Origin of the sequence: Rhodocista pekingensis, from assembly GCF_042665545.1 — a bacterium.
Taxonomy (GTDB): domain Bacteria; phylum Pseudomonadota; class Alphaproteobacteria; order Azospirillales; family Azospirillaceae; genus Rhodocista; species Rhodocista pekingensis.
This window is the reverse complement of the sequence record NZ_JBHTCM010000004.1, coordinates 122,389-145,880: the sequence shown is the minus strand read 5'-3', so window position 1 is coordinate 145,880 and position 23,492 is coordinate 122,389. Positions and strand designations below refer to the sequence as shown.

Sequence of the window (23,492 nt, the reverse complement as noted above, 5' to 3'; positions counted from 1 at the left end):
GGCGCCACGGCCAGACCGGGCGCCCTTTGACCGTCAGCGCCGGGTCACGCCGCCCGGCGCTCGTCGTCCTGGGGCCGGTTCCCGGTACGAAGCTGCCGCATGGCGGCATCGGTGGACTGCGAGGCCAGCTCCGACAGGCGGATCGACCGCCGGACCATGTGCTCCATCTCCACCCGGACGATGTCCGACTGGGCGGCGATGACGTCCTGCATGGTGCGGGCCCGCAGCAGGTTCTGCATCTGGTCGGCCCAGCGCTGCACCGAGCCCTGGGTGTAGTCCATCCACTCCTTCCAGAAGGTCTGGACGCCGTCCGCCATGATGCTCTGCATCTGCACCATGGTCTCGACGCTGCGGACGGTCCTGTCGGCCGCTTCCCGCCCGACCCGGGCGGTCTGGTCCCGGGCGGCATCGGCAGCGTTGCGGGCGACCACTGCGGTCCGCCCGGCCGTATCGGCACCGGCGGAGAGCAGCTCGCCCGCCGTCCGCTCGACCGCTGCGGCTGTCCCGTGGGCGGCCTCCCCGGCCGTGCCCGCCGCCTCCCGGACGGTATCGCGCACGGTCTCCTCCTTGCTGCCGGTGTCCTTGCCGGTGGTGTCCTTGGCGGCTTCCCGCTCACCGGTCCGCCGGGGCGTCGCCTCGCGGGCCGATGCCTCACGGGTCGCCGCCTCCTTGCCAGCAGTCTCGCGGGCGGCCGTCTCGCGCCCGGAAGCCGTATCCTTCTCGTTCGCCATGGGTTCCTCCAGAGAATGGGCAGTGTCTGGTGCGGTGGTCTGTCCGGCCTGAAATCCGGCCGCGGGCATGTTCCGGGCCTCTCCCGCACAACGGGAGCGCGGGAAGACCGTCGTTCATGCTGCGCCGCATTATTAGCATGCCCGCATCCGGAGGTGGCGCGGAAACGGCCTTGGCCGCTGCGCGCCCGGCCATTACTCCGGATTACCTCCAAGGTCGTATCCCCGGGACCGCAGCCCGGGGATGTCCACTCAGCGGCGGGGAGCGCCGTCGGAGCTTTCCGCGGTATAGGCGGGCGGATCGCTGGCGGGGAAGGACATCTCCGATGCCTGCTCCACCAGGTCTTCCTCCTCCAGCCAGGTGCGTGTCGGCCGGGCCTCCCCGCCGGGGCGGCGCAGCACCTCCGCCACGCCGTTGTCCGGAGTCCGGGGATAGGCAGGATTGTCACGGCCGGCCCGCGGCAGATCGGGTGCCAGCCCGCCGCCAGCCCTCCCCTGCGACTGCCGCGACGGGCCGGCCTGCATCCGGTCCGCCTGCCCGTCCCCGGTGATGCCCATGGCCCGGTAGGCGGGACAGTGGCCGGTGACGGCCCGGGTCAGCAGCAGGCCGCCGGCCAGCACCGCCAGAGTGCCGCCCGGACCTCCGCGGCCGAGCCCCCCCAGCAGCAGGACGCCCCCGAGACCGGCCGTCACCATCCGCTCGGCAGGGCCGACATTGACGGGACCGAACGGCAGGGTGCTGGAGATGAACGTCTGGGACCTGTTCACGATCGACCGCTCCGCTTGTTGCGTGGGCACGGTTGCGCCCTCCGCCCCGGAACAGCCACGGACCCGGGGCGTTCCCCGGTCCGCTCCGCAAGCCCGCCGTTACGGCAGCAGCGCCCCCAGCAGCGCCGCCTGGGTCCGGTTATGGACGTCCAGCTTCTGGAGTATGGTCCGGACGTGCACCTTCACGGTGCCCTCCCGCATGCCGAGCAGCCGCGCCATCTCCTTGTTGGAACGGCCCTCCCGGAGCAGATCGTAGATCTCCCGCTGGCGGGCGGTGAGGCGCTTCAGCCGATCCGTCGGTGACAGCCCGATCCCGTCCACGCGACCGCGCGGAAGGCGCGGCAGGGGCACCAGATCGACCCCTGTCAGAACCAGGGCGATCGCGTGCTCCAGCGCCTCCGGTCCGGCCGATTTCGGCAGCAGGCCCCGGGCCCCGGTGGAAACGGCCGCGCGCACGGCGCCGGGGCCGGCATCCGCAGCCAGCAGCAGCACGGGCACAGGGGCGACGTCCCGGACCAGTGCCGCCAGCACCGACGCATCGGGCGGCACGATGGCATCCAGATCGAGCAGCAGCAGGTCGGCACCGAAGGCACGGCAGAGGTCGCGGGCATGGCCCAACGACAGCGCTTCCACCGCCGCGGCGCCCGGGACGGCCCGGGCCAGCAGGGCTTCCGCCCCCCCGTCCGCCGGCGGCATATCCCCGACCACGACGATGCGGCGGACACCCGGGCGCGGAACGCCCCCCGGCGCCCGGACCGACGTCATCATCCCTGCCGGAAAAGCCTGAACCGGCATCGTTTCGCTGAACAGGATAGACATGGCCGCCTCCCCACCCGGATCAGCGCACCGGTAGACAAGATGACAGCGCATCGCGCGCGCATCGTGGCGCCAGTACAGCTTTCCATGAGACGCTAGCATTGCTGCGCGCTTTAGTCTAGTCTGCACCACTTGCGGTATCTATTCAAAAAATGCGGATTTATTAACCATTCAATTTCTTGATGCTCCTAATATTTAATGAAAACTTTTGCTAAAATTGAATCTATTCCCGGGAATTCTCGATCTTGAGGCGGAGGCCGGCATGCGGACGATCATGTTGATCGACCACGATCTTCTGTTCGGTGCGGGACTCAGCGCCCTGCTTGCGGAAACCGGACTGCTGGTGGCGCCGGTGGTGGCGAGCCTTGCCGCCGCCCTGACCGAACTGGAAGCCGGCTCCGCACCGGCGGCCATCGTGCTGGACCCGGCCGGCATCTCCGATCCGCTTCCCGTGGCGGACCAGATCGCCCAGCTCCGTCAGGCGGCCCCCGGCGCGGGGCTGGTGGTGCTGACCGGGGGGCTGGACAGCGATATCCTGCGCGCCTGCCAGCAGGGCGCGGCCGACGCCTGCCTGTCCAAGGCGATGCCCCTGGAAGCGGTTCGGCGGACCTTGCATCTGGTCATGCTGGGGCAGCGCGTGCTGCCGGGCGCGGCCCTGGCGGCCAGCGCTGCGGAGGCCCCGCCGCCGCCGGACGAGCCGGGCCGCGCCATCGACCTGCTGACGGTGCGGGAGCGGGAGATTCTCGGCTGCCTGCTGGCCGGCGGTTCCAACAAGGCCATCGCCAGCCGTCTGAATGTCGCGGAATCCACGGTGAAGATGCACTTCAAGGCGCTGCTGCGGAAACTGCATGTGCAGAACCGCACCCAGGCCGCGATGTGGGCACTGTCCAACGGGATCGAACCCCGCCCCTGAGACCGCCGCAGGCGGAAGGCCCGGCCCCGAAGAAAGGGGCCGAGCATGCCCCCTTCCCCGGGTGGTACACACCGGCCGGCTACAGGAAGATCCTGCTACGGGAAGATGATGACGGAGCGGCGGTTCGACGGTTCACGCACACCGTCCGCGGTCGGAACCAGCGGATCGGTCTCGCCACGGCCTTCGATGACGATCTGACCGGCCGGGATGCCCTGGGCGACCAGGAAGTCGCGCACCGCTTCCGCCCGGCGCATGGACAGGCGCTGATTGTAGTCGGCCGGGCCGGAGGTGTCGGCATGGCCGGTCACCTGGACCGCGGAGATGTTGCCGGTGCGGGCGTCCCCGGCGACCGAGCGGAGCACCTGCTGGGCATCGGCGGTCAGGTCGGACCTGTCCCAGTCGAAGAAGACCGTGAAATTGCGGGTAATGGCCGGCGGGGGCGGCGGTGGGGCCGGCGGCACCACGGGCGCCGGAGCCGGCTCCGGTGCCGGGGGCGGCGCCGGAGCGGCGCCGAAGGTCCAGCGCAGGCCGACAAGCGCCGTATGGCTCTGGTAGTCGAAGTCGGTGGGAGCCGATCCGACGCCCGCGCCTGCCGCCCGGATCTTCACCGTGCCGGTGTCCAGGAAGCGGTAGCCCAGGGTCAGATCGAGAGTCGGTGTGAGCGCATAGGCCACGCCGGCTGCGAGCTGCCAGGCGACGGCGCGGTCGTCCTCGTCAACGATCAGGCCGGGCGCGAACAGCTCACCGGCGTCGTTCAGCCCGACCGTGGCCATGCCGGCACCGATGCCGACATAGGGCCGGAAGGCGCCCATCTCCGTGACCTCGTAGTAGAGCACGCCCATGAAGGTCCAGGCGCTGACGTCGCCCGCGCCACCGGCCCGGCCCGGCAGGCCGCCCGCGATGTCGCCGATCGTGTTCTCGCTCCGGCCGATCTCGACACCCGCCCGGAGTCCGTTCCCGAGACGGTAACCGCCTTCGACCAGCAGCGTGTAGCCGTCCTTCAGCTCGATGTCGTTGCGGACCGTCGACAGGCTCGCCTCGATGTCCTTCGCCCAGGTATAGCCCCCCTGGACACCGAGATAGGGACCCTCGACGGTCCGGGCGGCCAGACCCTGCGGCAGGACAAGGACCGCCACGCCCCCGAGCAGCGCATTGCGAAGTTTCATCCTTCTTCCTCCTTTTTGCGGCTCGCCGCTCCGGCAGCCGTCCGAGGACGGCGTCTGCGGGAAGGCAGACGCAACTCCACCGCAAAAAAAGCCCCAAGCGAAAGAATACTTCACGGATGGCGACGAATTGGAGCGGGCGTGACCTTCATGCAACTATACCGACAGGACAGGAGGCCGACTTCGGGAGCCCTGTCGATATCCCCGAACGAAAAAGGGGCGCCCCGGAGGGCGCCCCTTTCCCGACGTGAATCGGACTTTCCGCTCAGGGGAAGATGATGACCCCGCGGCGGTTGGACGGCTCGCGCACACCGTCCGCGGTCGGGACCAGCGGATCGGTTTCGCCACGGCCTTCGATCGCAATCTCGCCCGCGGGGATGCCCTGGGCGATCAGGTAGTCCCGAACGGCCTCGGCCCGGCGCATGGACAGGCGCTGGTTGTAGTCGGCCGGGCCGGACGTGTCGGCGTGGCCGGTGACCTGCAACGCGGCGATACCGCCGGTGCGGGCGTCGGCGGCGACCGACTGCAACACCTTCTCCGCGTCCGGGGTCAGGGTAGCCTTGTCCCAGTCGAAGAAGACGGTGAAGTTGCGGGTGATCGCCGGCGCCGGCGGCGGCGGCGGCGGGGCCGGCTGGGCCACGGGAGCAGGCGCAGGCTCGGGCGCGGGCGTCGGCGCCGGGGCGGCACCGAAGGTCCAGCGGACGCCGACCAGCACGGAGTGGCTCTGGTAGTCGGTGTCGAACTGGGTGCCGCCGGTCGGGCGGATGTCCAGATCCTCGCTGCCCAGGAAGCGGTAGCCCAGGGTCAGGTCCAGGTTCGGCGACACGGCATAGGCCACGCCCGCCGCGACCTGATAGGCCAGGGCGCTGTCGCTGTCGGAGACCCGGTTGCCGGGGGCGAAGACATCGGCGGCACCATCGACCTTGGCGCGGATCACACCGCCGCCGAGGCCGATATAGGGCCGGAAGGCGGTGCCGGTGTCGATGTCGTAATAGGCGGTCGCCATGAAGGTCCAGGCGTTGATATCGCCCGCACCGCCGGCGCGGCCGGCCGCACCGCCCTTGATCTGGTCGATGGTGTGGTCGGTGTAGCCGACCTCGGCGCCGAAGCGGAAGCCGTTACCGAGACGGTAACCGCCCTCGATCACGCCGGTCCAGGCGCCGTCGAAGGTGGCCGTGTTGCGGATGGCACCGTCGAACTCGGTATCCTGGAGCCAGTTGATACCGGTCTGGGCACCGACATAGAAGCCCTCGCCCGTGGCCTGCTGGGCCGACGCGGCGGCCGGCACGACCAAGGCGATGGCCGAGCCCAAGAGCATGTGGCGAAGTTTCATTCTGTTTGTCCTTCTCCTTATGGGCCTTACGGCCTCTCCCTTCGGTTCTCCACCGAAGCGCACAGCGCTTTGTCCCGTGAAAGGGACCCAGGCGCCAGAGCCTCGGCAGAGGTACCGCAACCTTGATGACGCCTCAAGGCGGCGAGACTGTGGCGGAGCTTACCCCTCCGGAAGGGGTAAGCCCGACAGCCCGGGCTCGCCCCGGGTGGTCAGGCGGCACGCCCCATCGCCACCGAGGCCGCGCGCGTCGCCTGCTGCGGATCATCGAAACTGCGCCCGTGCAGCGCCTGTGCCTTGGGATGGACCGCATGGAAGATCACGCCGGACCGCCGGTCGTCGTTCGTCGGAATGACAAGGCCGACGGCCTCGTCTTCGATCTCAATGACATAGCTGAAGCGAGCGGACATCTGTGACCCCTGTCACACTTCGGGGCCCGACGGCCCCGGACTGAGGGCGGGGCTGGCAGGTGAAGCGGTCATATCAGGGCAGCCGACGGCCTTTCCATCTCGCTTCGGTGACAAAGCCCTCGGCCAACCGGCCGCCTCCTCTCCCGCGGAAGAAGTAGCCGCCGGGCGGACAGGCCGATCTTGACGCTTTGCCGCAGGCATCCAGCCGCTAAGGTCGGAGCCCCTCCCCGCCGGCGGCGGAATGCCGCGACCGCTGTCCGGACCGTCCCCAGCCGTAATGACCGGCGCAGCCGGTCCGGACCGGCGGGGGCCCGACGACCACGGAGATGCGACAGTGACCGCTCCCGCGACGACCGTTCCCGCGACCGCAGCGGCAGGAACCGCCCCCGGCCTGTCCTACCCGTTCCCCGCGGTTCCCGCGGAAGGCGCCGTGCTGGACGTGGCCGACGGGATATCCTGGGTGCGGATGCCCCTGCCCTTCGCCCTGGACCACATCAATCTGTGGCTGCTGCGCGACGGCGACGGCTGGGTGGTGGTGGACTGTGGCGTCGCCAGCAACCGCACCCGCGCCGCCTGGGAAGCGGTGTTCGACACCGCACTGGCAGGGCGGCCGGTGACGCGGGTGATCGTGACCCACTTCCACCCCGACCATATGGGCCTGGGGGCCTGGATCTGTGAACGGTTCGGCGCCGAGCTGCTGATGACCCAGACCGAGTGGCTGTACGCCCGGCTGCTGAGCCAGGACCGCAGCGCCTCGATGGCGGAGTCGTCCCGGCAGTTCTACGCTCTGGCCGGACTGGACGGGGAGCGGCTGGCCGCCATGGCACAGCGGGGCAACCCCTATCCGCACGGGGTCCCGGAGGTGCCGGCCACCTACCGCCGGCTGCGCCACGGCACGCGGCTGGGCATCGGCGGACGGACGTGGCAGGTGATCGTCGGTGGCGGCCATTCGCCCGAGCATGCCTGCCTGTGGTGTGCGGAGGCCGGCATTCTGATTTCCGGCGACCAGGTGCTGCCCCGGATCAGCCCGAATGTCAGCGTCTGGCCGGCAGAACCGGATGCCGACCCGATCATGGACTTCCTGGACGCGCTGGCGCGGCTGGAGACCCTGCCGGAGGAAACGCTGGTGCTGCCCTCGCACGGGCTGCCGTTCCATGGCCTCCGCCCCCGCTGCCGCCAGCTCACGGAGCACCACCGGGAGCGGTTCGAGGAGACGCTCGCCGCCTGCGCCGAAGCACCGCGGACGGTGATGGACCTGACGGCGATCCTGTTCCGCCGACCGCTGGACACCCATCAGTTGAGCTTCGCCGTGGGGGAGGCGCTGGCGCACCTGAACCACCTGCTGGTCCAGGGCACGCTGCGGCGCGAGCTGGACCGCGCGGGCATCCTGCGCTTCCGCACGGTCGGCTGACCCGCCCGGCGGCGTCACGCCGGCAGTGTCACTCCGGCAGTGTCACTCCGGCAGCGGTTCGAACTGCCGGGGGTCGAGCAGGACGGAGACGGCCAGCGTCTTCACCGAACTGGGATCATCCTCCCGGCGCAGGCGCGCATGCATCTTGCCGACACCGTCGGTCTGGATGGCGATGACCTCCCAGATGCCCAGGCCGACCCCGATCCTGCGATACCGCTGCCCTTCCGCGACCTGCGCCCGACGTCGCCGCATGCCGCCCCCGCCTTCCGTTCCGGAAATCCGCTTCTGTCCCCGCCAACGCGCGGAGCGCCCGCCGGTTCCCATGCTGCGTTGCGGGAAGCGCCGGAACGGATCGACCGGCCGACCGTTATCGCGCCATGACACACGATCCGGAAATCCTGATCTTCGCCCGCCGTCTGGTCCAGGAACTGGGCGGCGACGCCATCACCCTGAGCCGGGTGAAACTGGTCGAACTCACGGCCGCGAACCATGTGCGCGGCGCCCGCTTCTGGCGCGGCGTGATGCAGGCCTGCCAGCACGAGCTGAAGGAGCGGGAGGAACCGGCCGCTGCCCTGACGGCGACGCGCCCTCCGGAACCGGTCGCGCCGACGGAACCGCTCTTCAGCTCCGCAGCCTGTTGAGTCAGCCCCCGGCCACCATCAGCAGCAGCGCCCCGACTCCGGCCGCCAGCCCGAGCAGGAGACTCCGCCGGGTCAGGAAAAAGATGGCCAGCGCGATGCCGGAGGCGGACAGCCGGACCGTCAGCGGGACTTCCGCCAGGGGACCGATGGGCAGCAGGATCATGCGGGCGATCAAGCCGGCCAGGAGCGCATAGGCGACGCAGCCGACCCAGTCGAAGAGCGGACTGGCCGGGTCGATCCGCCCGGCGAACAGCACGCCCAGCCCACGCGAGGCATAGGTGACCAGGGCGGCCCCCAGCACGGCCGCCCAGACCATCCAGGAGTCGCCCAGGAAACCTGCCGCCTCAACCACGCCCGGCCTCCCGCGCCTTCAGATGGCGTTCAGCCAGGAAGGCCAGGGTGCCGGCGACAAGACCCGTCGCCAGCAGGCCCCAGTCCGGGTGGACCAGATGGAACAGCGGCCCCAGCACCGCCCCGAAGACGAGCGCCAGCGACTTCGCCCGCTGGCGCAGGTCGGCCGCGAAGATCAGCATGAAATAGACGGGGTTCAGGAAGACGAGCGCCAGCGTCACCGCCTGCGGCACCACCCCGGCCAGGAAATAGCCGGCCGCCGTGGTCACCAGCGTCACCGCCCACAGGCTGACGGCGAAGGTGCCGAACCAGGCCAGCCGGTACTCCTGCGGCAGGGTCGGGCAGATCCGCATGGCGTTCGCCCAGCTTGTCACCGCGATCAGGTGGGCGGCGGCGTAGTAGCGCCAGGCCGGCGTGCCCGGCCGGCGCAGCCAGGGCATCAGCGCCACCGTCATGGGCATCAGCCGGGCATTGGTCAGCGCCACCGCCATGCAGACGAGCAGGAGCGGCGTGCCCACGGCCATGAGCTCGACCATGGCGATCTGCCCCGGCAGGGCCCAGCCCGTGGCCGTGGCCGCCAGCGCCATCCAGAGGCCGTAGCCGCTCTCCCGCACCAGCGAGCCGAAGCCGAGGAAGCTGGCCCCCAGCACCAGACCCGGAACGCCGCAGGCCTCCAGCAGGGCGGACCGGACGACGGCGCGCCGCCCGGCGCGGCCCTCGGGCGCGTCGGTCATGGGAGAACCGGACCGGGATCAGCGCGCGCTGGCGGCGGCCGGGCTCACGCCGGAAGACGCGACCTGGATGGTTCCCGACCCCGCCCCGCCCGCGGCGGCGACACGGGCCGCCGCCGGCTTGGCCGGGGCGTCGCAGCGCGGCACCACGGCCAGCCGCATCGGCCGGTCGGCCTTGAGGGACTCCATCAGATCCTGCCGCGACATCGCCAGCGCCTTGACCACCGCCGGCACATAGGCCTGACAGAACACGGGGTTGGAGAGGGCGATGGCGCGCTGCGAGGTCTCGTTGGCGAGGCGGGTGCGGAAGCTGTCGAACTCGCGCGTGGCGTTGCCACCGCGGGACCGCTTGAAGTGCCCGATCAGGGCCTTCTCCCAGCTCACGATGTCGTTGCGGTGCTGAAGCGTGAACTGCTTGTACTGGGCGAACAGGCTGGGGCCGCCGGCCTGGCTCATCTCCCCGCAGGTAAGGCCGACGACCATCAGCTCGGTATGCAGGCGGATGGCCTGCTCCGCCTCGAACTCCGCCTGCGTGTAACAGGGGGCCTTGGCGTGGGCGCTCCCGCTCACGAAGACGGACCCGCCGGCAAGGGCGACGGCGGTGGCCAGAGCGGCAAGACGGCGGAGACGCGGCATCGGGGGCTTCCCTGGGTTGCGTACCGGACGAAGGTCGAAAGGCGGTGGAAAATGCGGGCCGGATCGGCGGAAACCGCTGGAATCCGGAGGTTTCCGGGGCCGGATTGTGCCGGAGCCGGAAGCGCCCAGCAAGTGCCCGCTGACGCCGGGACGCAGGAAGTCTAAAGTGTGGCTCCCTTTCCACACCCCTTTCTGTCCCATGATCCGGATCGGCATCGACCTCGGCGGCACCAAGATCGAAGGCATCGTCCTGGCGGAAGACGGGCGCCAGATGGCCCGCCGCCGCGTGGCGACCCCGCGCGGCGACTATGACGGCACCGTGGCCGCGATCGTCGGTCTGGTCCGCGACCTCGACCGCGAAGCCGGCGACCGCGGCACCGTGGGCGTCGGCATCCCGGGCGTGATCTCCCCGCGCACGGGGCTGGTGAAGAACGCCAACTCCACCTGGCTGATCGGCCATCCCCTGGACAAGGACCTTGAGCGCGCCCTGGACCGCCCGGTGCGGCTGGAGAACGACGCCAACTGTTTCGCCGTATCGGAAGCGACGGACGGCGCGGCTGCCGGGGCCGCCACCGTGTTCGGGGTCATCATCGGCACCGGCGTGGGCGGCGGCATCGTCGTCCACGGCCGGCCGCTGACGGGCCGCCACGCCATCGCCGGAGAGTGGGGGCACAATCCGCTGCCCTGGCCGACGGCGGCGGAATGGCCGGGGCCGGACTGTTTCTGCGGGCGCCGGGGCTGCCTGGAACGCTGGGTATCCGGCCCGGCCTTCGCCCAGGACCACGAGCGGAGCACGGGAGAGGCCCTGGCAACGGCGGAGATCGTGGCCCGGGCCGCGGCCGGCGACGGCGCAGCCGCGGCCAGCCTGGACCGCTATGCCGACCGGCTGGCCCGCGGGCTGGCCGGTATCGTCAACGTGCTGGACCCGGACGTGATCGTGCTGGGCGGCGGCATGTCGAACGTGGCGCGCCTGTACGAGGCGCTGCCGCGTCTGCTTGGCGACTACTGTTTCTCCGACGGTGTGGACACACCGATCCGCCCCGCGCGCCATGGCGATTCGAGCGGCGTGCGCGGGGCGGCCTGGCTGTGGCAGCCCGGTGACGTCTGAACGGGCCGTGCCGGGCGGTCGCCGTTTTTGAAAGCGTGCGGCCGTGGATTTTGAAAATCGGCGGGGTGTGCCCGATGGATACGGGGACGCTGCCCGATTCCCGTGGACGGAATTTTGAAAATGCCGCCCTATGTCCTGCCCGCCCCCGCTCCCGGCGACGGAAAGCCTGCGTTTCAGGACACGACGCCGCGGCCAGGGGAGCGGAATTCACCGACTGTCCACTTTTTCAAAGGCCGGCGCATTGTTTCACTGGCAATTCGTTGCGGCATGTCCAATATGAGGGTTGTTATTCCTGTCATCCTCCGGCACCAGATGGCCGCCGCCCTATGCGGGGACGATGCCTGTGCGGAGCTTGGCTTCCGACCAACCGGCCTTGAAATCGTGAACGCGCCTCATGACGCAAGAGCCTCTCTGGCAACCGAGTGACATCTTGAAAGCCGAATCCGACACCGACGCCGATACCCCCAAGCGCCGTGGACGTATCCCGCAGTCCGCGTGGCCGCGAATCCTGGAGATGTACAGGTCGGGCGCCACCCTGACGGCGATCGCACGGGAGTTCGACTGCACGCCCAGCGCGATCTCCTACATCGTGCGCAAGGCCGAGGCCGCCGGCACCCGGGAAGAGCAGGAAACCGGGACTGAGACCGCCGCGGTGGTCGAGGCTCCGGCCGAGCCGGTCCGCGAGACCGTGGCTCCGGTGGATGACGCACCGCGCCAGCCGCGGCTGGAGATGCCGGCCCAGGAAGCCCGCCCGGAACGGCCGCAGGGCGACCGCCCGCCGCGGGCCGAACGGTCCACGGACCGGACGGCCGAACGGAGTGCCGAACGGACGACCGACCGTTCCGAAGGCCAGGACCGGAACCCGGCCGAGCGGATGAACGCCGAGCGGGTGAACGGCGAACGCTCCTACGGGGACCGCCAGCAGGGTGAGCGGTCGCAGGTTGAGCGCCCGCGCGACCGGCAGCCGCGGGAGGCGCGCTTCCAGGGCGGCGACCGCCAGGGGGGGGAGCGCCAGGGCGGCGACCGGAACCAGGGCCAGGGAGGCGACCAGCGCCGCACCATGCAGCTCCAGGGCCGTGACCGGAACCAGGGTCGCAACCAGGGCGAACGCTTCGACCGCGACCGCAATCAGGGCCGGAACCAGGGAGAGCGGGGCCAGGGCGAGCGCGGTCAGGGCGAGCGCGGTCAGGGTGACCGGAACCAGGCGCCGCGCGGTTTCGCGGACCGGGGACAGGTCGAGAGCTTCGATCCGGATGTGCAGATCGGGGAATTCATCGACCGCGAGCGGCCCTACCCGTACCACCGGCAGCAGCGCAACGCCGCCCGGATCGAGGCGCAGGAAACCCCGGCCGAACCGGCTGATACGCGCATGGCGACCGCCGCGCAGACCTGTGCCGAACTGTACCGGACCTGGAAGGCGAACCCGGCGGAAGCCGGTATCCAGGGACTGGACGATGCGTTGCACGAGCTGCGCCGTGTCATTGCCCGCATGGAGATCGAGATGTCCGCCAGCCGCCGCGAGGAGCAGCGGCCGATCCCGATCCCGTCCTACCGCACGAACCAGCCGTCCCCGCAACAGCCGCGCGGTTGACCGGAGCCCCGGCGTTTCCCCAGGGAAACATGCCGGGGAAAGCTGCCCGGGAAGAGAATTTTGAATGGAAACGGCCCCGTCTGGCGCAGGCGGGGCCGTTTCCGTACCGGGCCGGCGGCCGCACCCGGGGTCAGTAGCGCAGGAGGGCGGCGTTTCCGCCAGATCCAGCAGCTCACTGTCATCTCACGCCGTTCCGGATGCGGTACGGCGCAGGCGGCGCCAGACGCATCCGCACGGCCTTGCTCCCGGAAGCGGCAGCGGCGATCGAGCCTGTCCGCCCCTTCCTGCCAATCTTCCCGACCGGCCACCGGTTCCGCCGGAACGGAGGATCAGGCCGACAGGGCAGACCCGAGGACGAACCAGCCGTAGAGCATGCCGAACAGCAAGGTGACAGCGACGAAGTCGCGGACATATCCCAGGGTCCTGCGGGACAGGATCGTCGGCCGACCCGTCAGCGCCGGCCTCAAGGAACCGGGGGCGGGGAAGCCTTCGGCACGGAGGCGCCCGGCATGGCCGTGCCCGGCACAGGGGCTGCCTGGGAAGGGGCTGCGGGCGATTAGGATCGGGTTCACGCGTCGCCTCCGTCGTCTGGCGCCCCGGCCGGGGCGGGTGGGCGGGTCCGGATCGGCGGGGCCTTCCCCTGCGCGTCGAACCTGCATCGAGCATGAACGAACGAACCATGAACATCAAGCGGAATGTTCTGCGTCCGTTCTATCGCCTCGAGAGTGAACGGGGCGGGTAGAACGGTGGCGGGAACCGGCAGGACGGATGCGGATACCGGGCCGTGCCCGCCGGTTTCCCGGCGGGCTCCGGAACCGGATCGTCAGCGGCTGGCGGCCTGCGGGGCCGCGCCGCTGTCGCGGGCAAGATAGTCGCGGGTGACGGACGGGACGTTCTCGTCCAGCCACTGGATCATCGCCTCCTCCTCCTTGAGGATCTCGTTGGCGATGCGGGCGACCTCGGGCTCGCCGGCGATCTCGGCGGTGGTTGCCAGGATCTTGTAGTTGACCGCTTCGTAGTTCTCGAACGCGTAGTTGGAGATCATGTCCTTCATGATCTCGTCACTGGCGAACATGTTCATCATCGCCTGGAGGTTCGAGCCGAGCTTGGCGACCCCCGTCTTCACGGCGGAGGTGTCGCTGCCCAGCCGTTGCAGGCAGGTTTCCAGCCGCTCGGCCTGGCTCTCCGTCTCGGTCCGGTGCTGCTGCAACCGCTGCTGCACCGACGGATAGTTGGCCACCCGCTCAAGCTGGCGGTCGATGACGCTCAGCGCCTGCTGCTCCATGGCATAGGCATCGCGCAGATAGTCGATCAGGGTGTCGCGGGGCGTGGGCATGGTCATGTCTCCCGTTGTCTCCGGCCCCGTTGTCGCCGGGGCACCCGGAAGAACAGTCGGGCGGCCCACCTGTCACGCCCTCCCCCTCACGCCCGCCCCAGACCCGGCCCCCATACCTGGTCCCACGCCCGCGGCGACACGCCGGCCGGTCAGGCCGGCAGGCGTGCGTGGACGGCCCAGAACCGGTGCGGAACCCGGAGCGGCTGCTGCGGGAAACGGTCGCGCAGCAGCATCCGCAGCAGGTCCTCCAGGCGGCGCAGCTTCTCCCCGGCCATGATGCCGGAGGCCATGCGCTGCCCGGTGAGGGCGACCCAGGCGGCGTGGCCGTAGCTCTCCACCGTGTCGAAGGAGAAGGTCTCGATCCCCGTCAGCCCGGCTTCGCCGATCTCGCGCAGCCAGCCCGGGAAGGTGCCGCTGCCGCCATGACCCCGCCAGGCCGGGGTGAAGGAGCGGATCAGATGCTCCGTGCAGTCCACGACATTGTCGTTCAACGGCAGCCGGTCGTATTCCAGGATCAGCAGCCCCCCGCCGGGGCGGAGCAGCCGCTTCGCCTCCGTCAGCGCCAGCCGCCGGTCGAACCAGCCCCAGGCGCGGGCCGCCACGACCAGATCGAAGGACTGTTCCGGCAGGCCGGTGCCTTCGGCCCGCGCCTCGGCATGCCGGATCTCCAGGCCCGCCGCAGCCGCCAGCCGGCAGGCCTCCGCCAGCGCCTCCGGCGCGGGATCGACGGCCGTGACGGTGCAGCCCTGCGCCGCCAGGGTGCGGGCCAGCCCGCCCGTGCCGGTCCCGAGGTCCAGCACCGCCTGCCCCGCCCGCACGAACCCTGCCGCGGACAGCCGTGCCCAGGTTCCCTCCGGCAGGGCGGGGTCCTCGGGCAGGGGCAGGGCGGAGAGCCTGGAGGTCATGGTCGGTTCCGGAGACCGCCACCGCATCCGCGGACGGCGGCGGAACGGGCGGCATCAAGGGCGGGGACGGGCAAGAGCGGGGACGGGCAAGAGCGGGAATGGAGAGCGTTTTAGCCAATTCCTGCCGACCGCGACAGCGGATACCGGCGGAAGCGGCGCACAGACGGGGCCGCGCCGGAAGACTGGCATCCCCGTCCGCCATACGGACAGGGAGCGACGATCATATTGCGCGCAATGTTTTTGTTCGCAATATTACGGCCACCCATCCCCCCGTCCCCGGAGCCCCCATGAGCACGCTCTATTCCACCACCGTCACCGCCGTCGGCGGCCGCAACGGCAGCGCCCGCAGCGAGGACGGGCTGATCGACCTCCGCCTCTCCCTGCCCGGCAGCCTGGGCGGCAAGGGCGGCGCGACCAACCCCGAACAGCTTTTCGCCGCGGGCTATGCCGCCTGCTTCGGCAACGCCATCCTGCATGCGAGCCGCAGCGGCGGCCCGCGCCTGCGCGACGGCGATGTCGCGGTGGCGGCCACGGTCGGGCTGTCGCCCACCCCGTCGGGCGGCTTCGGCCTGTCGGTGGCGCTGGCCGTCACCCTGGCCGGCATCGACCAGAGCGCGGCGGAGGCGCTGGTCGCGGCCGCCCACCGGATCTGTCCCTATTCCAATGCGGTCAGGGGGAACATCGATGTGGCACTATCGGTCACGACCCGGTAAGCCCGGCCGGCCGCCGGCCCTTCCGGGCCGGCATGATGTGACCGTTACGGAAGGTGGCGATGATCGACCCGGAAAAGGACCCCCTGCGTCTCGACCGCCAGGTCTGTTTTCCGCTCTACGCCGCCTCCAACCTACTGACGCGGCTGTACCGGCCGGTGCTGTCCAGGCTGGGGCTGACCTATCCCCAGTATCTGGTGATGCTGGTGCTGTGGGAAGAGACGCCCCACAGCGTCGGCTCCCTGGGCGAGGCGCTCTACCTGGACAGCGGCACCCTGACCCCGCTGCTGAAGCGGATGGAGCAGGCGGGCCTCATCAGCCGCAGCCGCGATCCCCTGGACGAGCGGCGGGTGCTGATCGACCTGACGCCAGAGGGACGCGCCCTGCGCGCCGCAGCCGAGCATGTGCCGGCCACGCTGATGGCCGGCTTCGGCCCGGCGCCGGACGGGCTGGACACCCTGCGCGACAGCGTGCGCGCCCTGGTCGCGGCCCTGAACGCCCATGTCGCCGCCCGGCCGGACGCCCCCCTCCCGGACAGGGAAGCGCCGGACAGGCAGGCGCCGGACAGGCAGGCCGGGTAAGGCGCGCGGCGCGCGCGGCCGCCGCCGGTCCCGTGCTGTCAGCGCAGCAGCGGGCGCGCGGGGTTGCCGACGACGGTGAGGTCCGCCGGAACGTCGTCGACGACGACGGCGCCGGCCCCGACCACGGCCCCGCGGCCGATGCACAGCCCGGGCAGGACGACGGCGCCGGTGCCGAGGAAGACATCCTCCCCGCAGCGCACCCGGCCCGCTAGCCGGACCCCGGGGCCGACCTGCACCCCGTCCAGCAGCACGCCGTCATGGTCCACCGAACAGGCGGTGTTCAGGATGCAGAAGCGGCCGACGCGCGCGCCCGGTTGCAGGATGGCCCCCGCCGCCAGGATGGACCCGTCGCCGACCGTCGCGCTGGGAGACACCACGGCGGCCGGGTGGACAAGGGTGGCGAGCGTCCCGCCGGCGTGCAGGACGGACAGCGCGAAGGAGCGGCGGGCCGCCTGGTCCCCGAGGGCGATGAACAGGTCCGCCCCGTCGGCAAGGCCGGCGGTCAGTCCGCTGCCGCCGAGCACCCGGACACCATCGACAGCGGTGCCCGGCGCCATGGTGTCGTCGAGGAATCCCTGGACGGTGCGGCCGGCCAGACGGGCCGTGTCAAGCGCGACGCGGCCATGACCACCCGCACCGACGATGACAAGGGGACGCCGGACCATGGAACCCGCACCTCGCGCAGCCGTGAACGCGCCCGTCGGAACGCCCCCCTGCATAGCACGGCCGCCCCCTGCCCCGCCTGCCCGATCTGGCACCGGCCCGCCGGTGCGGAAGGCGCTTGACCTGCCCGCCGCGCCATGGCTGCCTGCCGCCGCCGGACGGCGTGCCGGGCGGCGCGGACCAGCAGCGGACAGAGGACGGGAGCGGACATGACAGAGGCCGGCAGCCATCGTGTGCGCGCGGCGCTGGAGGAGACGGCGGCGAACTTCCTGGCGCTGACGGCACAGGCGGAGGAGATCGCCCGCGCCGCGGCCCGCATCGCCGCCTGCATCCGGGCCGGGGGCAAGATCATGTTCTGCGGCAATGGCGGGTCCGCCGCGGACAGCCAGCACATCGCCGCCGAACTGAGCGGCCGCTTCCTGGCGGAGCGGCGCGCCCTGCCCGGACTGGCGCTGACGGTGGACACCTCGGCCCTGACGGCGATCGGCAACGATTACGGTTTCGAGCGCATCTTCGCCCGGCAGGTGGAGGCGCTGGGCCGGCCCGGCGACGTGCTGGTGGCGCTGAGCACCAGCGGCAACAGCCCGAACGTCCTGGCAGCCGTGGCCGCGGCGCGGCGCCTGGGGATCGTCTGCATCGGCATGACCGGGGCGCGGGGCGGCGCCCTGCGCGCCGCCTGCGACCTCTGCCTCTGCGTCCCGTCCGAGGCGACACCGCGCATCCAGGAGATGCACATCGCCATCGGGCACGCCCTCTGCGACCTGCTGGACAGCGACCTGAGCGGGGGCGACCTGAGCGGGGGCGCCTTCTGAGCGGGGGGGCCGACGGCGGTCCCGCACGGGCCGGCGCCCGTGCGGGGGTGAGCGGTAGCGGCACCGCCGCGGGCGGTCAGGCGATCTGCAAGGCCCGCAGGAGCGGCAGACGCCGGTCCGCGAAGGTCCGCGCCTGGGCCGTCAGTTCGGCCATGTTCTCTTCCGCCGTCTCCAGGGGCTTGCCCTCCTTGACCAGTTTCTGGCCCTGGACCGAGAGCGTCTGCCAGACATGGGCGGCCCAGTCCGCGGGCTGCTTGCCCCCCTGGCTGATGGCGGCCAGGAAAAGCTGCTGGATGCGATCGACCACGACACCGCCGCCGGTCACCGGGCTGGCGAGAAAGGCGATGTCGCCCCCGCTGCGGGCCTTGCCGCAGAGATGGGCGTTGAGCCTGTCGGTCTGCCGGCGGACCTTGGCGGCGACGTTGTCCTCCTGCACCGCGCAGAGATGGCCCGCCCCGGTGAGCACCAGACAGGCTTCGACGATCTGGGCGAAGCTGATCCCCTTGCCCCGCAAGGACTGCTCGATCTGCCCCAGCGAGCGCGGCCGGAGATCGGCCAGCAGGTCCAGAACCGGACCATAGACGGCATCGTTCAGGCTGGCCTCTCCCAGCGCGCCGGAGATCTTCATCGACACCTGGTCGCGGACGTTGGCCAGCATGACCCGGCGGGAGCGCAGCGCCTCGGCCCGTTCCAGCGCGCTCAACCGGCGCGCCCCCTTGACCCAGTAGTCGCGGCGGAACTGCTGGTTGACCATGAAGTCGCGGACCGTCTCCCGGAACATCGGGTCCGGCACCTCGGCCAGGAAGCTCTGCTGCGCCGGCGTCAGGTTCACCGCGTCGAGATGGTCCAGGTAATGGGCGGAGCAGGCATAGTCCAGCTTCGCCCCGTCCAGCCAGTCGGCCATGGTGGCGAAGTGCATGGGATGCCAGTCCCGGTTGAAGTATTCGTGCGCCAGATAATGGCGGTTCTGTTCCTTCATCTTCTTCAGCCGTTCGCCCACCAGGGGGTTGGCGCGGCTGAACAGGGGATTGGTCGCCAGCAGCTTCTCCGCGAAGTCAACGGCGCCATCGACGCGGTTGACGATGCCGCGCCCTTCCGCCCCCAGCAGGTCGGCATGTTCGGTCATCAGATGCCGCATCGGGGCGAAGGCGGCCCAGCCCGGCAGGGTGTTGTAGCTGATGTAGAGCACCCCGCCCACCTTCAGCCGGCGGCGGACGAAATCCACGATCACGGCCCGGTTCGCATCGGAAATCCAGCTCCAGATGCCGTGCAGCCCGATGAAGTCGAAATCGGGCAGGTCGGGCCGGGCGCAGAATTCGGCGAAGGCGTCATCCCGGAGCCGGGCATCTGCGCCCGACGCGGCGACCAGATCGCGGGCGAAGGCCGCCTGGGAGGGGTTGAAGTCGGTGCCGTGCCAGCCGGCCGTGGAGCCGGCGGCATGGATGGCCACGGAAAGGCCCTGGCCGAAGCCCAGTTCGCAGGCCGTCGTCACCTCCGGGAACACCAGCCCCCGGTTCAGGAAGGCCAGCCCGATCCGCTGCGGATTCAGTTCCGAATAATAGCCGTAGGTATACCCGATGTCGGTCATGTAACCGGCGGTCCAGTCGCTCATTCCCTTTTCCCCCGGGCCGTTCCGGCCCCCCTGCTGACCCACGCATGCCCTGCCCGCTGCCGACCTGCCGGTCCCTGCCGGGTCCTGCGGTCGCCGCCGGGCTGATGCGGTCCATTCTTCCACGCCCGATGAAATCTTTCACGCCCAATAAAAAACCCCACCCCCTTGTCGGGGGTGGGGTCGAAGGCTGTCAGCTCAGGTCCCGGCGGACCGGAACCTGTCTCCCGGAAGGGAGATCAGACGTCCAAGCCAGTGAAGGCGGCCTCGGTGATGGTGGTGACGCCGGTCAGCTTGATGACCGAGTCGACCACGCCGTCCTGGTTGAAGTCCATGTACAGCAGGTTGGTGCTGCTATCCAGGGCGAAGCCGGTGAGATCACCAGCCGCGTTGCCGGTGTTCTGGATGAAGGTCTGGGCGTCGGCAGCGTTGCTGGCGACGAAAACCTTGATCCCATCGGCGCCGTCGGCCAACAGGCCGTTCAGGTCGATCACGTCGCCGTCGCGGTCGGCGAGGGCAGCGGCACCCTCGGAGGCATCGTCCTCATCGGCCAGCACGGTGTTGGCCTTGAAGTCGAGGATGGTGTCGTACTTCGCCAGGACCGAGTGGGCGGTGTCGACCAGAACGTAGGTGTCGTTCCCGTCGCCCAGCGTGATGGTGTCCGCACCGGCGCTGGAGTTGACCTTGTCGTTGCCGGCCCCGGCGTTGATCACGTCGTTCCCCTGGGAACCCGTGATGGTGTCGTTGCCGGTGCCGGTGTCGATCGTGGCGCCCTTGGTGTTGCTGGCGACGATGATCGTGTCGTTGCCGTTGCCGGTCTTGACGGTCAGGGCCTTGTCCGTGACGGACGACGTGAAGGTCACCGTACCGGCCGTGGCCGCCGCCGCCGCCGTGGCGCCGGTGCCGACGACACCGGAGGCATCCAGATCGACGAGCTTCGTCAGGGTGGAGCCGGTGAAGTTCACACCATGATTGCCGGTGAGGACGATCTTGGTGGTCCCAGCCGCATCCAGGTTGATCGTGGACGCAGCGGCCGGATTGCTGGCCGCGGTGGTGTCGGTCGTCACGATGTTGATCGTCTCGACGCCGGCGACGACGACCTTGCCGGTGTTGACGATGTTGCTGGCGCCGTTCAGCGTGACGTTCAGCACATCGGCGGTGCCGGTGGCGTCCTTCAGGCTCACGGTGGCCGTGCCGGTGACCGCGCCGGTCAGCTCGAACGTGCCGCCATTGGCCATGTTGGTGACGGTCAGGACCGACCCCGGGGTGCCGTTGGTCGGCGTGTTCGACGTCACGGTCGGGGCAGGAGTACCGGCGACGGTCGGAACCAGATTGGGAACGTCCGTGTTATCGGTGGTGCTGGTGAACGTAACCGTGGCACCGGCGGCGGGAGCCGCAGTCCAGTCAGCCAACGCCCCAGTGACCTGAATGGTGCCAGCGCTGCCGCCGGCAACCGCAGCCGCGACCTGAGCCGCCGTCGCCGCGCCAGTGACCGCCGAGATGGTCAGCCCGGCAACCGTGACGCTCTGGCCGATGGCCAGATCCGTGAAGGTGACAGCAGCGGTTTCATCGCTCGCGCCGGTGCCATTGGTCGTGGCAACGGACGGTACAACCGGGGCCGCGACACCCGTGAAGGTCGGGGTCAGATCGGTGACGTTGCCGGAGTTCGAGCTGGTGAAGGTGACCTGGCTGGCGCCGGTAACGGCACCGGCCGTCCAGTCGGTCAGCGTGCCCGTCACGGTCAGAGCGCCGGCCGACGTGCCGGTGCTGAAAGCCGTAGCAACCTGAGCACCGGTGGCGTTACCGCCGGTCGCCGTCACGGTGCGACCCGCGATGGTGATGCTCGCGCCGGCAGACAGCGTCGTGAAGACGATCGCCGCGGTCTCGGCGACACCAGCGGCGCCGGTGCCGGCGGAAACCACATGGCTGATGTTGCCCAGGTTCGTCAGGTTGACGGTATTCGTGGTGTCGGCAGCCACGGCGCCCAGGCTCACCTTCTCGAAGCCTTCGATGGCCTTCGAGAACGCGGTCGAGCCGGTGAGGGTCTGCGCCAGGGCAGACGTCATGACCAGCGTATCGGTGCCTTCGCCGCCGACCAGCTTACCGCCCTCACCCAGCGCGGCCGTCACGGTGAGCGTGTCGTTGCCGGCGCCCAGGTCGATCGTCTTGGTGGACGCGCCGATGGTCAGGCTGTCCTTGCCGGCGCCGCCGGTGAAGGTCACGTCCGTGTCGAGGGCGTTGTTGACCAGCGTCACGCCAGCGGTGTTGCTGGAGGTGATCACGAGGTTGGCAGCCTGAGCGGCCGCGTTGCCGATATCGACGGAGATGCTCTCGCTGCCGGCGAACTCGATCGCCTTGGCCTTGGCCGCCGCGAGGGTGATGCCTTCGGAGGCGTCGCCGGTGGCGGTGACCTTCAGGCCGGTCGCCTCGGCGTCGGTGATCGTGCCGGCGGTAAGCCCGTTGATGGTCAGGTCAAGGGTGCGGGTGCCCGCCGCCGCGGTGACCGTGGCGCCGCCGTCGGACTCGATCAGGGTCAGCTTGGTCAGCACATCGGAGGCGACGGTGATCGCGCCGGTGGCATCCTGGACGGTGACGGACGCCAGCGTGTCCTTCTTGGCAGCGCCGCTGTCGGTCACGGCCACGGTGGTGCCGCCCGTGACGCTCACGCCCGTGGCGTTGCCCTTGGTCGTGACGGCGACGGCGTCGTTGTCCTTCTGGTCAACGGTGATGGTCTGCAGGCCTTCCCAGCCCGAAACGTCGGCCGTGATGGCGTTGTCCGCGCTGATCAGCTCGAGCTTCTCGATGCTCTTCACCGTGACCGAGGTGGCCAGGGTCATCGTGCCGACTTCGTTGGTCAGGCGCATCGTGTCGGTGCCCGCACCGCCATCGACCACGTCCAGGCCGCCGAAGGTCTGGGTGACCGGCTGGCCGGCGCCGACCGTGATCGAGGTCACGCCGTCCGCCACACCGATGAAGGTGTCATTGGCGGCCGTGCCGGTGAGGGTGTCCGTCCCCGTGGTCAGGGCGATGGTGTTGCCGACCGGCTCATCGACCTGGGTGCCGTCCGTGCTGAAGGCCGGGCGGGACTCGGCGCGGCCGTAGGCCAGGTAGTGCTCGAGGGCGGACTTGAAGTAACCGGCATCGACGGCCGCCTTCACGTCCAGGTTGTCGGCGAGGTACTTGGCGGAGTCGAAGGTAGCCAGCTCGGCATTCGGGGCGACGCCCGTCTTCACACCGGTATTCACGTACCAGTCGAACACGTCCTTGGCGGCGCCGCTCTGGATCGCCGCGAGCACCGTGTCGGCGTTCTCGGTCAGGATGTAGGTCAGATTGACCACCGCGTTCGGATTACGCAGCTCCTTGACACCGAACTGCTCGAAGTGGGCGCGGGCGCTCGGAAAGCCACCGTTCAGCACCGCCTGGAGAACGTCCGGATTGTTCTTCAGGTAAGCGGTGCTGTCGAAAGCCAGAAAATTCGACATGTCTTTCCCCCTCAAGGGTTGCTGATCAGCCATTCAAACCATCCGACCAGGCGGGACTGGTGCGCCCGCGTACCGCGACGGATGCCGGAGCCGCCTCCCGATTCGGGGAAGCGGTTCCGGGATCGGTCCCGGGACCAGTCGTCTGCTTCGCTACCACGCCAATGTTTAACCCATTGTTACAGAAGGCGCTTTTCACCAACACCCGGAGCGGACGGCGGCAGGCCGGCGCATCGGAGCCTGGGATTTTGAAGTAATCCCGACTTCCAGTGACCATGGAAGCGTGCAGTTGTCACGGATTTTCTCCGAACAGCAGCCGGTAGGTCACCGGCTCGTAGTAGCGGAGCATCAGTCTGGCGAAATCCTGATGCGGCACGCCCAGGGCGTCGGCATAGGACTGGTAGCGGTCGGGCGGCAGACGACCGCGCCCACCCTCGATCTGCGCAATGAAGGTGTAATAGTCGAACCCGACCCGGTTCGCCAACTCACGCTGGGTCAGGCCGCATTGCTCCCGCAGACGCTTCAGCTCCGCCCCGCCCTCCCGCCGGAGGCGGTCGGTTTCTGATTTGCCGAGTTTTACGTCTGCCTGCGCCATGGTGGTGCCCCCGCCCGGAAACCACCCCTTTGTAGCCCCGTTCAGTGAACCACGCAACAGCAATTCGCTTATCTAGCGGGCATGCGTTCAGCCGAACGGAGAATGTCCCGGGAATATCCCCGGAATGTCTCCTGAACGCCACGGCCCGGTCCGCCGAGGGGGACCGGGCCGTGGGCCGTGGGCCGCGGGCCGTGGGAAGGAACGG

25 protein-coding genes are annotated in these 23,492 nt (G+C 70.0%); 8 read left to right on the top strand and 17 right to left on the bottom strand.

The genetic code is table 11. From position 1 onward, the window contains the following. Positions 1-44: 44 nt before the first annotated feature. The 3 genes from ACFQPS_RS01270 to ACFQPS_RS01260 form a co-directional block, all read right to left on the bottom strand. Positions 45-731 (bottom strand): phasin family protein, encoded by a 687-nt coding sequence (locus ACFQPS_RS01270; protein ID WP_377355764.1) that lies wholly within the window; start codon positions 729-731, stop codon positions 45-47. Positions 732-980: 249 nt separating this feature from the next. Beyond that, a complete protein-coding gene (locus ACFQPS_RS01265) occupies positions 981-1,526 on the bottom strand; it encodes a YgaP-like transmembrane domain (protein WP_377355762.1) in 546 nt (181 codons plus the stop codon). 69 nt (positions 1,527-1,595) lie between these two features. Continuing rightward, a complete protein-coding gene (locus tag ACFQPS_RS01260) occupies positions 1,596-2,315 on the bottom strand; it encodes a response regulator transcription factor (protein ID WP_377355760.1) in 720 nt (239 codons plus the stop codon). Between the two features lie 259 nt (positions 2,316-2,574). On the opposite strand from ACFQPS_RS01260, the gene ACFQPS_RS01255 reads away from it, so the two are divergent. Next, positions 2,575-3,225, top strand: coding sequence for a LuxR C-terminal-related transcriptional regulator (locus tag ACFQPS_RS01255; protein ID WP_377355758.1), 651 nt, complete (start codon positions 2,575-2,577; stop codon positions 3,223-3,225). 95 nt (positions 3,226-3,320) lie between these two features. On the opposite strand, the gene ACFQPS_RS01250 is transcribed toward ACFQPS_RS01255, so the two are convergent. The 3 genes from ACFQPS_RS01250 to ACFQPS_RS01240 all read right to left on the bottom strand — a co-directional run bounded on the left by ACFQPS_RS01250 (position 3,321) and on the right by ACFQPS_RS01240 (position 6,128). Then, the gene (locus tag ACFQPS_RS01250) at positions 3,321-4,391 is read right to left on the bottom strand and encodes an OmpA family protein (protein WP_377355757.1); all 1,071 of its coding nucleotides are present in this window, start codon (positions 4,389-4,391) and stop codon (positions 3,321-3,323) included. Positions 4,392-4,653: 262 nt separating this feature from the next. Further along, positions 4,654-5,721: an OmpA family protein gene (locus ACFQPS_RS01245; RefSeq protein WP_377355755.1), complete on the bottom strand. Its 1,068-nt coding sequence runs from the start codon at positions 5,719-5,721 to the stop codon at positions 4,654-4,656. Positions 5,722-5,930: 209 nt separating this feature from the next. Further along, complete coding sequence (locus ACFQPS_RS01240; RefSeq protein WP_377355753.1) at positions 5,931-6,128, bottom strand: hypothetical protein; 198 nt, start codon at positions 6,126-6,128, stop codon at positions 5,931-5,933. Between the two features lie 334 nt (positions 6,129-6,462). Between ACFQPS_RS01240 and ACFQPS_RS01235 the strand changes: the two genes are divergently transcribed. Continuing rightward, positions 6,463-7,539 (top strand): MBL fold metallo-hydrolase, encoded by a 1,077-nt coding sequence (locus ACFQPS_RS01235; protein ID WP_377355751.1) that lies wholly within the window; start codon positions 6,463-6,465, stop codon positions 7,537-7,539. A gap of 42 nt (positions 7,540-7,581) precedes the next feature. Here ACFQPS_RS01235 and ACFQPS_RS01230 read toward each other — a convergent pair whose 3' ends face one another. Further along, positions 7,582-7,791, bottom strand: a complete 210-nt coding sequence (locus ACFQPS_RS01230; protein WP_377355749.1) for a hypothetical protein — start codon at positions 7,789-7,791, stop codon at positions 7,582-7,584. A 125-nt stretch (positions 7,792-7,916) separates the two neighbouring features. Here ACFQPS_RS01230 and ACFQPS_RS01225 point away from each other — a divergent pair, with 125 nt between their 5' ends. Beyond that, on the top strand, positions 7,917-8,180 hold the full coding sequence (locus ACFQPS_RS01225) for a hypothetical protein (RefSeq protein ID WP_377355747.1): 264 nt from the start codon (positions 7,917-7,919) through the stop codon (positions 8,178-8,180). 1 nt (position 8,181) lies between these two features. Here ACFQPS_RS01225 and ACFQPS_RS01220 read toward each other — a convergent pair whose 3' ends face one another. Genes ACFQPS_RS01220 through ACFQPS_RS01210 form a run of 3 tightly spaced genes read right to left on the bottom strand, consistent with a single transcriptional unit; the run spans position 8,182 to position 9,898 of the window. Beyond that, a complete protein-coding gene (locus ACFQPS_RS01220; RefSeq protein ID WP_377355745.1) occupies positions 8,182-8,532 on the bottom strand; it encodes an AzlD domain-containing protein in 351 nt (116 codons plus the stop codon). Next, a complete protein-coding gene (locus tag ACFQPS_RS01215; RefSeq protein ID WP_377355744.1) occupies positions 8,525-9,265 on the bottom strand; it encodes an AzlC family ABC transporter permease in 741 nt (246 codons plus the stop codon). The genes ACFQPS_RS01220 and ACFQPS_RS01215 overlap by 8 nt, the downstream gene beginning before the upstream one ends. Before the next feature lie 18 nt (positions 9,266-9,283). After that, on the bottom strand, positions 9,284-9,898 hold the full coding sequence (locus ACFQPS_RS01210) for a hypothetical protein (RefSeq protein ID WP_377355742.1): 615 nt from the start codon (positions 9,896-9,898) through the stop codon (positions 9,284-9,286). A gap of 199 nt (positions 9,899-10,097) precedes the next feature. Here ACFQPS_RS01210 and ACFQPS_RS01205 point away from each other — a divergent pair, with 199 nt between their 5' ends. Beyond that, positions 10,098-11,006, top strand: a complete 909-nt coding sequence (locus tag ACFQPS_RS01205) for an ROK family protein (RefSeq protein WP_377356621.1) — start codon at positions 10,098-10,100, stop codon at positions 11,004-11,006. Between the two features lie 514 nt (positions 11,007-11,520). Beyond that, positions 11,521-12,597: a hypothetical protein gene (locus ACFQPS_RS01200; RefSeq protein WP_377355740.1), complete on the top strand. Its 1,077-nt coding sequence runs from the start codon at positions 11,521-11,523 to the stop codon at positions 12,595-12,597. A gap of 329 nt (positions 12,598-12,926) precedes the next feature. Here the strand turns inward: ACFQPS_RS01200 and ACFQPS_RS01195 are convergent, their stop codons facing one another. The 3 genes from ACFQPS_RS01195 to ACFQPS_RS01185 all read right to left on the bottom strand — a co-directional run bounded on the left by ACFQPS_RS01195 (position 12,927) and on the right by ACFQPS_RS01185 (position 14,838). Then, positions 12,927-13,169 (bottom strand): hypothetical protein, encoded by a 243-nt coding sequence (locus ACFQPS_RS01195; protein ID WP_377355739.1) that lies wholly within the window; start codon positions 13,167-13,169, stop codon positions 12,927-12,929. Between the two features lie 251 nt (positions 13,170-13,420). After that, positions 13,421-13,933, bottom strand: coding sequence for a ferritin-like domain-containing protein (locus ACFQPS_RS01190; protein ID WP_377355737.1), 513 nt, complete (start codon positions 13,931-13,933; stop codon positions 13,421-13,423). 149 nt (positions 13,934-14,082) lie between these two features. Next, positions 14,083-14,838, bottom strand: coding sequence for a class I SAM-dependent methyltransferase (locus tag ACFQPS_RS01185; RefSeq protein WP_377355735.1), 756 nt, complete (start codon positions 14,836-14,838; stop codon positions 14,083-14,085). A gap of 287 nt (positions 14,839-15,125) precedes the next feature. Between ACFQPS_RS01185 and ACFQPS_RS01180 the strand changes: the two genes are divergently transcribed. Both ACFQPS_RS01180 and ACFQPS_RS01175 read left to right on the top strand, forming a co-directional pair. Continuing rightward, positions 15,126-15,551, top strand: coding sequence for an organic hydroperoxide resistance protein (locus ACFQPS_RS01180; RefSeq protein ID WP_377355733.1), 426 nt, complete (start codon positions 15,126-15,128; stop codon positions 15,549-15,551). Between the two features lie 59 nt (positions 15,552-15,610). Next, the gene (locus tag ACFQPS_RS01175; protein ID WP_377355731.1) at positions 15,611-16,129 is read left to right on the top strand and encodes a MarR family winged helix-turn-helix transcriptional regulator; all 519 of its coding nucleotides are present in this window, start codon (positions 15,611-15,613) and stop codon (positions 16,127-16,129) included. 38 nt (positions 16,130-16,167) lie between these two features. Here ACFQPS_RS01175 and ACFQPS_RS01170 read toward each other — a convergent pair whose 3' ends face one another. Next, positions 16,168-16,794 (bottom strand): NeuD/PglB/VioB family sugar acetyltransferase, encoded by a 627-nt coding sequence (locus ACFQPS_RS01170; RefSeq protein WP_377355730.1) that lies wholly within the window; start codon positions 16,792-16,794, stop codon positions 16,168-16,170. A 207-nt stretch (positions 16,795-17,001) separates the two neighbouring features. On the opposite strand from ACFQPS_RS01170, the gene ACFQPS_RS01165 reads away from it, so the two are divergent. Continuing rightward, positions 17,002-17,604, top strand: coding sequence for an SIS domain-containing protein (locus ACFQPS_RS01165; RefSeq protein ID WP_377355728.1), 603 nt, complete (start codon positions 17,002-17,004; stop codon positions 17,602-17,604). 76 nt (positions 17,605-17,680) lie between these two features. On the opposite strand, the gene ACFQPS_RS01160 is transcribed toward ACFQPS_RS01165, so the two are convergent. The 3 genes from ACFQPS_RS01160 to ACFQPS_RS01150 form a co-directional block, all read right to left on the bottom strand. Next, positions 17,681-19,216 (bottom strand): class I SAM-dependent methyltransferase, encoded by a 1,536-nt coding sequence (locus tag ACFQPS_RS01160; RefSeq protein WP_377355727.1) that lies wholly within the window; start codon positions 19,214-19,216, stop codon positions 17,681-17,683. A gap of 236 nt (positions 19,217-19,452) precedes the next feature. Next, on the bottom strand, positions 19,453-22,728 hold the full coding sequence (locus ACFQPS_RS01155; protein ID WP_377355725.1) for a beta strand repeat-containing protein: 3,276 nt from the start codon (positions 22,726-22,728) through the stop codon (positions 19,453-19,455). Positions 22,729-22,984: 256 nt separating this feature from the next. After that, entirely contained in the window at positions 22,985-23,287 is a 303-nt protein-coding gene (locus ACFQPS_RS01150) for a helix-turn-helix domain-containing protein (protein WP_377355724.1), read from the bottom strand. Between the last annotated feature and the right edge of the window lie 205 nt (positions 23,288-23,492).

Excerpts from the sequence above, each read along its gene's own strand:
- ACFQPS_RS01270 (WP_377355764.1), bottom strand. The coding sequence starts at position 731 with ATGGCGAACGAGAAGGATACGGCTTCCGGGCGCGAGACGGCCGCCCGC.
- ACFQPS_RS01260 (WP_377355760.1), bottom strand. The coding sequence starts at position 2,315 with ATGTCTATCCTGTTCAGCGAAACGATGCCGGTTCAGGCTTTTCCGGCA.
- ACFQPS_RS01255 (WP_377355758.1), top strand. The coding sequence starts at position 2,575 with ATGCGGACGATCATGTTGATCGACCACGATCTTCTGTTCGGTGCGGGA.
- ACFQPS_RS01250 (WP_377355757.1), bottom strand. The coding sequence starts at position 4,391 with ATGAAACTTCGCAATGCGCTGCTCGGGGGCGTGGCGGTCCTTGTCCTG.
- ACFQPS_RS01245 (WP_377355755.1), bottom strand. The coding sequence starts at position 5,721 with ATGAAACTTCGCCACATGCTCTTGGGCTCGGCCATCGCCTTGGTCGTG.
- ACFQPS_RS01240 (WP_377355753.1), bottom strand. The coding sequence starts at position 6,128 with ATGTCCGCTCGCTTCAGCTATGTCATTGAGATCGAAGACGAGGCCGTC.
- ACFQPS_RS01230 (WP_377355749.1), bottom strand. The coding sequence starts at position 7,791 with ATGCGGCGACGTCGGGCGCAGGTCGCGGAAGGGCAGCGGTATCGCAGG.
- ACFQPS_RS01225 (WP_377355747.1), top strand. The coding sequence starts at position 7,917 with ATGACACACGATCCGGAAATCCTGATCTTCGCCCGCCGTCTGGTCCAG.
- ACFQPS_RS01215 (WP_377355744.1), bottom strand. The coding sequence starts at position 9,265 with ATGACCGACGCGCCCGAGGGCCGCGCCGGGCGGCGCGCCGTCGTCCGG.
- ACFQPS_RS01210 (WP_377355742.1), bottom strand. The coding sequence starts at position 9,898 with ATGCCGCGTCTCCGCCGTCTTGCCGCTCTGGCCACCGCCGTCGCCCTT.
- ACFQPS_RS01205 (WP_377356621.1), top strand. The coding sequence starts at position 10,098 with ATGATCCGGATCGGCATCGACCTCGGCGGCACCAAGATCGAAGGCATC.
- ACFQPS_RS01200 (WP_377355740.1), top strand. The coding sequence starts at position 11,521 with ATGTACAGGTCGGGCGCCACCCTGACGGCGATCGCACGGGAGTTCGAC.
- ACFQPS_RS01190 (WP_377355737.1), bottom strand. The coding sequence starts at position 13,933 with ATGCCCACGCCCCGCGACACCCTGATCGACTATCTGCGCGATGCCTAT.
- ACFQPS_RS01185 (WP_377355735.1), bottom strand. The coding sequence starts at position 14,838 with ATGACCTCCAGGCTCTCCGCCCTGCCCCTGCCCGAGGACCCCGCCCTG.
- ACFQPS_RS01180 (WP_377355733.1), top strand. The coding sequence starts at position 15,126 with ATGAGCACGCTCTATTCCACCACCGTCACCGCCGTCGGCGGCCGCAAC.
- ACFQPS_RS01175 (WP_377355731.1), top strand. The coding sequence starts at position 15,611 with ATGATCGACCCGGAAAAGGACCCCCTGCGTCTCGACCGCCAGGTCTGT.
- ACFQPS_RS01170 (WP_377355730.1), bottom strand. The coding sequence starts at position 16,794 with ATGGTCCGGCGTCCCCTTGTCATCGTCGGTGCGGGTGGTCATGGCCGC.
- ACFQPS_RS01165 (WP_377355728.1), top strand. The coding sequence starts at position 17,002 with ATGACAGAGGCCGGCAGCCATCGTGTGCGCGCGGCGCTGGAGGAGACG.
- ACFQPS_RS01160 (WP_377355727.1), bottom strand. The coding sequence starts at position 19,216 with ATGAGCGACTGGACCGCCGGTTACATGACCGACATCGGGTATACCTAC.
- ACFQPS_RS01155 (WP_377355725.1), bottom strand. The coding sequence starts at position 22,728 with ATGGCTGATCAGCAACCCTTGAGGGGGAAAGACATGTCGAATTTTCTG.
- ACFQPS_RS01150 (WP_377355724.1), bottom strand. The coding sequence starts at position 23,287 with ATGGCGCAGGCAGACGTAAAACTCGGCAAATCAGAAACCGACCGCCTC.